This is a genomic window from Streptomyces spiralis, from assembly GCF_014654675.1.
GTDB lineage: Bacteria > Actinomycetota > Actinomycetes > Streptomycetales > Streptomycetaceae > Streptomyces > Streptomyces spiralis.
On the sequence record NZ_BNBC01000022.1, the window covers coordinates 24,981 to 31,972 of the forward strand.

Here is a 6,992-nt window from a genome sequence, read left to right on the forward strand (position 1 = left end):
TCCGCGCGGGGCGGAGTCGTGCGGGCTGGGGGATAGCCCGCCTGTGCTTCCTGTAGTCAGGCTGCCATTACGGCGGTTTCCCGTCCTTCTGGCGGCTCGCCTATCTGGGCAGGTGGAACGGGATGGTCGTGATGACGATCTTCGGCAGTGGTCGCAGAGCCCGCCGCAGTCGGGGGGCGGTCTGGTTGTGGAGGACGCGTTGCCACCAGTGACGCACGACGATCTCGGGGAGGATCACGGTCAGCGTGAGATCGGGTCGCTGGTGGTGCAGGGTCTCGATGTAGTGGACCAGCGGGGCGACGATCGCGCGGTGGGGTGAGACGACGACCTCGAGCGGGAGGTGGTCGCCCCAAGTCGCCCAGTAGCCGCGGAAGCGTTCCGCTTCGGTCCCGGTCGGGCTGAGATGCAGGGCCAGGAGAGGTTGTCCGAGGGAGGCCGCGTATGCCAGGGCGCGCATACCGGCGAGGTCGAGCCGGGCGATGGGCACGATGACCAGGTGGTTGACCTCCTCCGGGCGTTCCTCACTCTCGACTTCCTCTAGTTCCTCCGTCTCGGTGTCCGCTGCCATAGGGTGCATGGCAGCCGGCCGCACTTGCGGTCCGGAACCCGGTGCCGACTGTCGGGGCAGTTCGATGACGTGGGGGCGCAGGGCCAGGGCCTGGGTGCAGAGGTCGTAGTGGCGGCGGATGCGCAGGGCAAGCAGGACGAGGAGTCCGATCACGAGGACGGCGACCCATGCGCCCTCGGTGAACTTGGTGATGCCTGCGGTGACGAAGACGATGGCGGACAGCAGGCCGCCGGTGGCGTTGAAGACCAGGCTCTTGCGCCAGTGGGCCTGATCGCGGTGGCGCAGCCAGTGCACCACCATGCCGGCCTGCGACAGGGTGAACGCCAGGAACACCCCGACGGCGTACAGCGGGATCAGGGACTGCGTGTTGCCGGCGAACCCGACGAAGATTGCGATCGCGGCCAGCGCCAGGGCCAGGACTCCGTTGCTGAAGGCGAGCCGGTCGCCGACGCGCAGGAACAGGCGCGGTGCGTGGCCGCTGCGTGCCAGCAGGAACAGCACGCGGGGAAAGTCGTTGAAGGCGGTGTTGGCGGCCAGCAGCAGGATGGCGGCCGTCGCCGCCTGTACATAGCCGTACATGACTCCGGGGCCGAAGGTACGGCGGGCGAGTTGGGAGAGGACGGTCTCGTTGCCGTGCGGCACCACCCCGTCGAGGTGGACCAGCGCGACCGTGCCGCCGAACAGGATGATCAGCACGGTGACCATCCAGGTCAGCGTCGTACGGGCATTGCGCCACTCCGCCGGGCGGAATGCCGGTACGGCGTTGGAGATCGCCTCGATACCGGTCATGGCCGTGGATCCGGAGGTGAAGGCCCGCAGAACCAGCAGCAGGGTGACTCCTTCCGTGACCGGAAGCCGGGGCGTCGGCATGGGCTGGAATCCGCGGCCGGCCGCGTCGGCCAGCCCCACGGCCACAAGCGTGAAGACCGCGATGATGAACGCGTACGTGGGTGCCGCGAAGGCGGCACCCGCCTGGCGTACTCCGCGCAGGTTCCCCACCAGCAGGACGACGATCACCGCCACACCGATCACCACCGTGCTCGGGGCGAGTGCGGGCAGGGCTGAGGTGATCGCCTCGACCCCCGAGGCGATCGAGACGGCGACGGTCATGATGTAGTCGATCATCAGGCCGGCGGCGGCGATCACACCTGGCACCCGTCCGAGATTGTCGCTGGCCACGATGTACGAGCCGCCGCCGTGCGGGTAGGCGCGGATCGTCTGGCGGTAGGAGACGCCGACGGCGAGCATCATGAAGGCGATGACCGCGGCGATCGGCAGGGAGTAGCGCAGTCCGGCGGCGCCGCCGAGTACCAGCACTGCCAGCATTGCCTCGGGGCCGTAGGCGACCGAGGAGAGGGCGTCCGCCGACAGGACCGGCAGGGCCACCAGTTTGCGCATCCGCTCGGCGGCGATCGCGGTGCCCGCGAGCGGAGGACCCAGCAGCACCCTCCGGACGCGGTGGCCGACGCGTCCGAGCGGCGACGGTGGGGCCTCAGCTTCCTCTTCTGCCTCGACGGCGGGCAGGCCGGTGAGGGGTACGAAGCGACCGAAACGCTTCGGGCGCACGGCGTCCGGGTAGCCGCCGAGGCTGGGATCCACCGGCAGCGCGGACCGCCACGCTTGGGGGCCCTCCAGCACCTGCCCCCACTCGCGTCCGACGTAGCGCAGGATCTTCAGGTCTCGGTCACTGAGCTTCGGCAGCAGGGCATCCGGGCTCGGCGCGCCCCCAGCGGAGGTGTCCGCGCTGTCATTCCCGCTGCCGTTGTCCGTATCCGAAGAGCGACCACGCCCGACTTCCATGCGGATCATGTACCCGATACCCGGACAGGAACCACCTTGTGCCCGTTTGGTCGATCGCTATGCAGCGTACCGGGGCTGAGCAGCGGTGAAGTCCTTGGTGGAGATCGTCTTGAAGGCTTTCGTGGCAGCGTCATGGAGTCCAGTGCTCAGCCGATGAATCGCAGGGTGGTCGCTGCGGGTGACCGGAGCGCCGCGAGGCCGGGTGGGTGAAGACGCAGGGTGAGGAGGGCGACGTCGTCGGGGCAGCGTTCGGTGAGGAGTCCGGCGAGGAGTTCGTCACAGAAGGCGGGCAGGGGTTCGCGGGCGAGGGCAGCGGCGTGCTGGCGCAGTCGGGTCAAGCCAGGCGCTGCAACCGCTCGAAGACCCCGGCCTGTTGCCAGCGGTCCAGGCGCCGCCAGCAGGTCTGTGCGGAGCCGAACCCCAGCTCCAGGGGCAGAAGTTGCCAGGAGATGTCCTGGTGCAGGACGTACAAGATGCCCTGCAGGCACAGCCGGTCCGGCACCGGCCTCGGCCCTGGCGACCACTCCGACCAAGGTGGCAGCAGCGGTTCGATCCGCATCCACAAGTCGTCATCCACGACCCACGGCCGAGTCGTCACACGACACGAACGGCCAGATCATCACATCGGTCACGCCTGACCAGGACACCTCTACAAGATCCTGTTACGAGCTCTTAGCAATGCCCTGCGTGACCGTCGCCCCGCCATTGATGGCGGTGACGCCGTCACTGTCCGCACGCATGAAGATGTCCCACTCCGGAGTGCCGAGGTAGGCGGCCGCGAAATCGCGGCCCCGCTGATTGCGGTCGAAGCTCTCCGAATCGTCCGTGACCTGGCCCGAGTCGACCCGCAGCTTGTCCACGACCGCAGCCAGAACCGTCTTGGTGCACTTCTGCGCGCGACTGGACCCCGCAGCCTTGACCTTCGCCTCATGAGTTGCCGACGCCCCCGCCGAAGCCCCACCGCCACCACACGCAGCGGTCCCAACGGCCAACAGCGCGCCACACACTCCGAACATCAGGCGTCTGCCCATAACCCCCGCACCCCCACTGATCACGGCCCCTGGCCGCCCGGACGTCATGCACGAAACACGCGGGTCCCGCCCAGACGATCAGCTACTCCAGTACGCCCAGCGCCGTATCCGGCCTGCACTTCGAGCACGCCTCCACCTGCAGACGCGTCAACGCATCCAGCGCCTCCGCCCGCGTCACCGGCCGACGCCGCTTCCCCGGGTCCCAGCAGTAGCCCGTATGCACCGCCAGCACGTTGCCCTTGTTGAGACCTACCTCGATGAACCACTCCGGAGGCGGCGGCCGCATCTCGGCACCGCGGCGGCGCTCGGCCTCCCGCCGCTGCTCCGCCGCGATCCACCGGTCGATCTGCTCCAGGGCGGCCGCCGCCTGCTGCACGACCACCCGGCGCGCGAACTGCAGCAGCTCAAGACGGGATGGCTCGGCTTCGTTCACACGTTCGAGCCTAGCTGTCTGGTCTGCGGAAATCCCGCCGGGTCATCCGCGCCTCGTCCCACCAGTACCAGCCATGCGGTGCTAGGTCCGGACGCGGCCACAACGCCAGCCGGTACGCCCGACGCCCATCCGGCGCGTCGTAGTGGGCGACCGCCACACCCCGGTAGGGCTCGCCGGCGACCCGCAGATTGATCCGCACGACGTCGTATGCCCCGTATGTGAACACCTCGACTCCAGCGCCCGGGGAAGGTGCCGTCTCGGCATCACGCGAATCGTCCACATGTTCGATAATAGAGGCGGTGGCGGCATCCCGACACGTGACGGTCAGCTGCCGCTGAGGGCTTCAGTTGGCCTTACGTTCCAGGGACGGGATGGTCGAGCCCTTCGTATGGTTGGGCCGCCCAGGGGCGCCGGGTGTGGCTCTTAGTTGGCTGCCGACCGTGGCTGCAGTGGCTTGGCCGCCCGACGCCCCAAGACGACTCGGCCGCCAGATTGGGAAGTGCGAGCAGATCGCTGTGTAAGGCCATGCCGGCGAGGTCGTCCGTGGCACCAACCGCCCGCACGACGTCTGGAGCGCCATGAACCGGATCTGGGCCGGCATCGACAGCGGCAAGACCCACCACCACTGCCTGGTCCTCAATGAAAGCGGCGAAACGCTGCTCTCCCGCCGTGTCGTCAACGACGAGCCGGAGCTCCTCAAGCTCCTCGACGCGGTATTCGCCCTCGGTGACCAGGTGACCTGGGCCGTGGATATGGCCGGGGGTGAGCCCGCCCTCTTACTCGCCCTGCTCGTCAACCATGATCAGGAAGTCCTCTACATTCCCGGCCGCGTGGTCAACCGGGCCAGCGACGGCTACCGGGGCGAAGGAAAGACCGACGCCCGCGACGCGCTGGTCATCGCTGACCAGGCACGCATCCGCCGCGACCTGAACTCCCTGCGGCCTAGCGACGAGGCCATCATCGAGCTCCGGCTCCTGACGAACCGCCGCGCCGACCTCGTCCGCGACCGCACCCGGTCCATCAACCGGCTGCGCTCTGCTCTGACCGGCATGTTTCCGGCTCTGGAAAGGGCGCTTGCCCTGACCAGTGACGGACCACTCGTCCTACTGATCGGCTACCAGACCCCGGCAGCCCTACGCCGTCTCGGGCTCGCGCGGCTCACCCGGTGGTTGCGTACTCGCGGCGTCCGCACTCCGGAGGGGCTGGCGAAGAAGGCCGTGGAGGCAGCCGAGCGGCAGCACACCGCCGTTCCTGGCGAGGCTGTGATCGCCCAGCTCGTTCGGACGCTCGCCCAGGAGATCCAAGCCCTGAACGTAAAGGTCGCCGAGATCGACCAGCTCATCGAGGCCAGATTCCGGGCCCACGAGCTGGCCGAGGTCCTGGCCAGCATGCCCGGCATCGGCCCGCTGCTGGGCGCCGAGTTCCTTGCCGCGATCGGCAGCGACCTCGCGAACTTCACCAGCCCGGACGCGCTCGCAGCATTCGCCGGCATGGCTCCGGCGCCGCATGATTCCGGGAAGCGGAACGGCAACCTGCACCGGCCCCGTCACTATCACCGGGGCCTCCAGCGAGTCTTCTACATGTCCGCCCTGATGAGCGTCCGCTACGACCCCAACTCCCGGACTTTTTACGACCGCAAGCGCGCTGAAGGCAAACGCCATACCCAGGCCGTGATCGCCCTCGCCCGCCGCAGAATCAACGTGCTGTGGGCCCTGATTCGGGACCGGCGCCTCTACGAAGTCACCCCACCCAAGCCCACCGGCTAGGTTCTGCATCGAAATCGAAGCGACGAGCCTTGTCCGTTCTCGGCAGACTGCAGACATGTCCACCGATGTGAGCGGGATGATTGAGTGCAGACCACTGGCCCGGATCTGGGGTGAGGACGACGAGGACGCGGTTTGGCACGCCGCCATCGACCTCTTCCTGCTCAACACCGGCAACGCCTATGACGCACTCGCCTGCCTCTTCGGCGTTCGCAACTCCTTCGGGTTCCGGCCGCTGGCCGAACACCGTGGCCTGCCGGACGACGCCTCGGACGGGCTGCGGGTTGCGTTCAACGCGTGGGGCGGGCCACAGGACGCACACGGAACAACGTGGATCAGCTGGGCCGAGTTGGCAGCTGCCAACTGGGACGAGACCGATCGGTCCGGCACGCGCAGCCGCAGCACGGTCGCCGGGCCTGGGACCCACTGGGCGCCGGTCTGGGACGTGATGCGGACGCTTGCCGAGCTGCATGGACCAGAACACGTGCGACTCGTGGTTTGGTTCGACTGATCACGGAATCCGTCCCCCGACACAGCTTGACTTCCCTATTGGGAAGCCATTGAGTACTTCAGTTGGCCGCTCCGGCGCCGAGCTTGCTGATTCGCCTTCGAGCCGGGGAAGGAGCCGGGATTTCGTATGCCTGGGGTCTGCTGCTGTGCGGGCGTTGTTACTCACTTTCGGGTGACGGCCCGGGCGCCGCTGGGGGTGGCGTGTCCTGGCGGGCACGTGCCACAGGCCTGTGCCTGCAAGGCATTCGCGTCTGGCGCGGCGTCAACTTCGCGCATACACCGCATAAATGGATGTTACAGGTAAGAGTCACAGCAATATGGACGGCCTGTAACACTGTTCACGTTTCACCCGCATTCTCTGCACGTCGTGGGCAGGGTGTGGGTGTGCGGCCGACCGGCCGCACCAGCACACCGCACACCCCGAGGGCGGCTCCAAGCCGTCGCAACGGGTTGTGCCCGCACGATGCAGGGGGATCCTGTGACCGTTTCTGCCACTGCCCGCCGTCTGACCGCCGCCACGCTGAGTGCCGCGGCTATCACCGCGGCGATCGCTGTGCCGGCGTCCGCGGCCGACCACCGCGCGAACCGTCCGAGTGTGGAGATCAGCCGGGTGCAGTACGACTCCCCGGGCCGTGACAACCGCTCGATCCGCTCACTGAACGCCGAGTGGGTGGAGATCACCAACAACACCCGCCGCTCGGTGAACCTCGACGGCTGGACCCTCTCGGACCGGGACGGCCACACCTACACCTTCCACCACTACCGCCTGGACGGCCGTTCCACCGTCCGCGTCCACACCGGCATCGGCCACGACTCCCGCCACGACCTCTACCAGGACCGCCGCAACTACGTCTGGAACAACACCTCCGACACCGCCACCCTGCGCA

Annotated in this window: 8 protein-coding genes; 3 read left to right on the forward strand and 5 right to left on the reverse strand. The window is 68.0% G+C overall.

What is annotated here, in order from left to right; all coding sequences use genetic code 11:
* Nucleotides 1-100 precede the first annotated feature (100 nt).
* From IE318_RS22370 to IE318_RS22390, 5 genes are all read right to left on the reverse strand, one after another.
* Nucleotides 101-2,368, reverse strand: a complete 2,268-nt coding sequence (locus IE318_RS22370; protein ID WP_189903041.1) for an APC family permease — start codon at nucleotides 2,366-2,368, stop codon at nucleotides 101-103.
* A 146-nt stretch (nucleotides 2,369-2,514) separates the two neighbouring features.
* A complete protein-coding gene (locus IE318_RS22375) occupies nucleotides 2,515-2,706 on the reverse strand; it encodes a hypothetical protein (RefSeq protein WP_189903043.1) in 192 nt (63 codons plus the stop codon).
* Nucleotides 2,703-2,927: a transposase gene (locus tag IE318_RS22380; RefSeq protein ID WP_189903045.1), complete on the reverse strand. Its 225-nt coding sequence runs from the start codon at nucleotides 2,925-2,927 to the stop codon at nucleotides 2,703-2,705. The genes IE318_RS22375 and IE318_RS22380 overlap by 4 nt, the downstream gene beginning before the upstream one ends.
* 103 nt (nucleotides 2,928-3,030) lie before the next feature.
* Nucleotides 3,031-3,228, reverse strand: coding sequence for a hypothetical protein (locus IE318_RS22385; RefSeq protein WP_189903047.1), 198 nt, complete (start codon nucleotides 3,226-3,228; stop codon nucleotides 3,031-3,033).
* Between the two features lie 253 nt (nucleotides 3,229-3,481).
* On the reverse strand, nucleotides 3,482-3,832 hold the full coding sequence (locus IE318_RS22390) for a DUF6233 domain-containing protein (RefSeq protein ID WP_189903049.1): 351 nt from the start codon (nucleotides 3,830-3,832) through the stop codon (nucleotides 3,482-3,484).
* Between the two features lie 578 nt (nucleotides 3,833-4,410).
* Between IE318_RS22390 and IE318_RS22395 the strand changes: the two genes are divergently transcribed.
* From IE318_RS22395 to IE318_RS22405, 3 genes are all read left to right on the forward strand, one after another.
* Complete coding sequence (locus IE318_RS22395; RefSeq protein ID WP_229903683.1) at nucleotides 4,411-5,598, forward strand: IS110 family RNA-guided transposase; 1,188 nt, start codon at nucleotides 4,411-4,413, stop codon at nucleotides 5,596-5,598.
* 55 nt (nucleotides 5,599-5,653) lie between these two features.
* Nucleotides 5,654-6,106 (forward strand): hypothetical protein, encoded by a 453-nt coding sequence (locus IE318_RS22400; protein WP_189903051.1) that lies wholly within the window; start codon nucleotides 5,654-5,656, stop codon nucleotides 6,104-6,106.
* Between the two features lie 462 nt (nucleotides 6,107-6,568).
* On the forward strand, nucleotides 6,569-6,992 hold a 424-nt coding region (locus IE318_RS22405; RefSeq protein WP_189903053.1), incomplete at its 3' end, for a lamin tail domain-containing protein.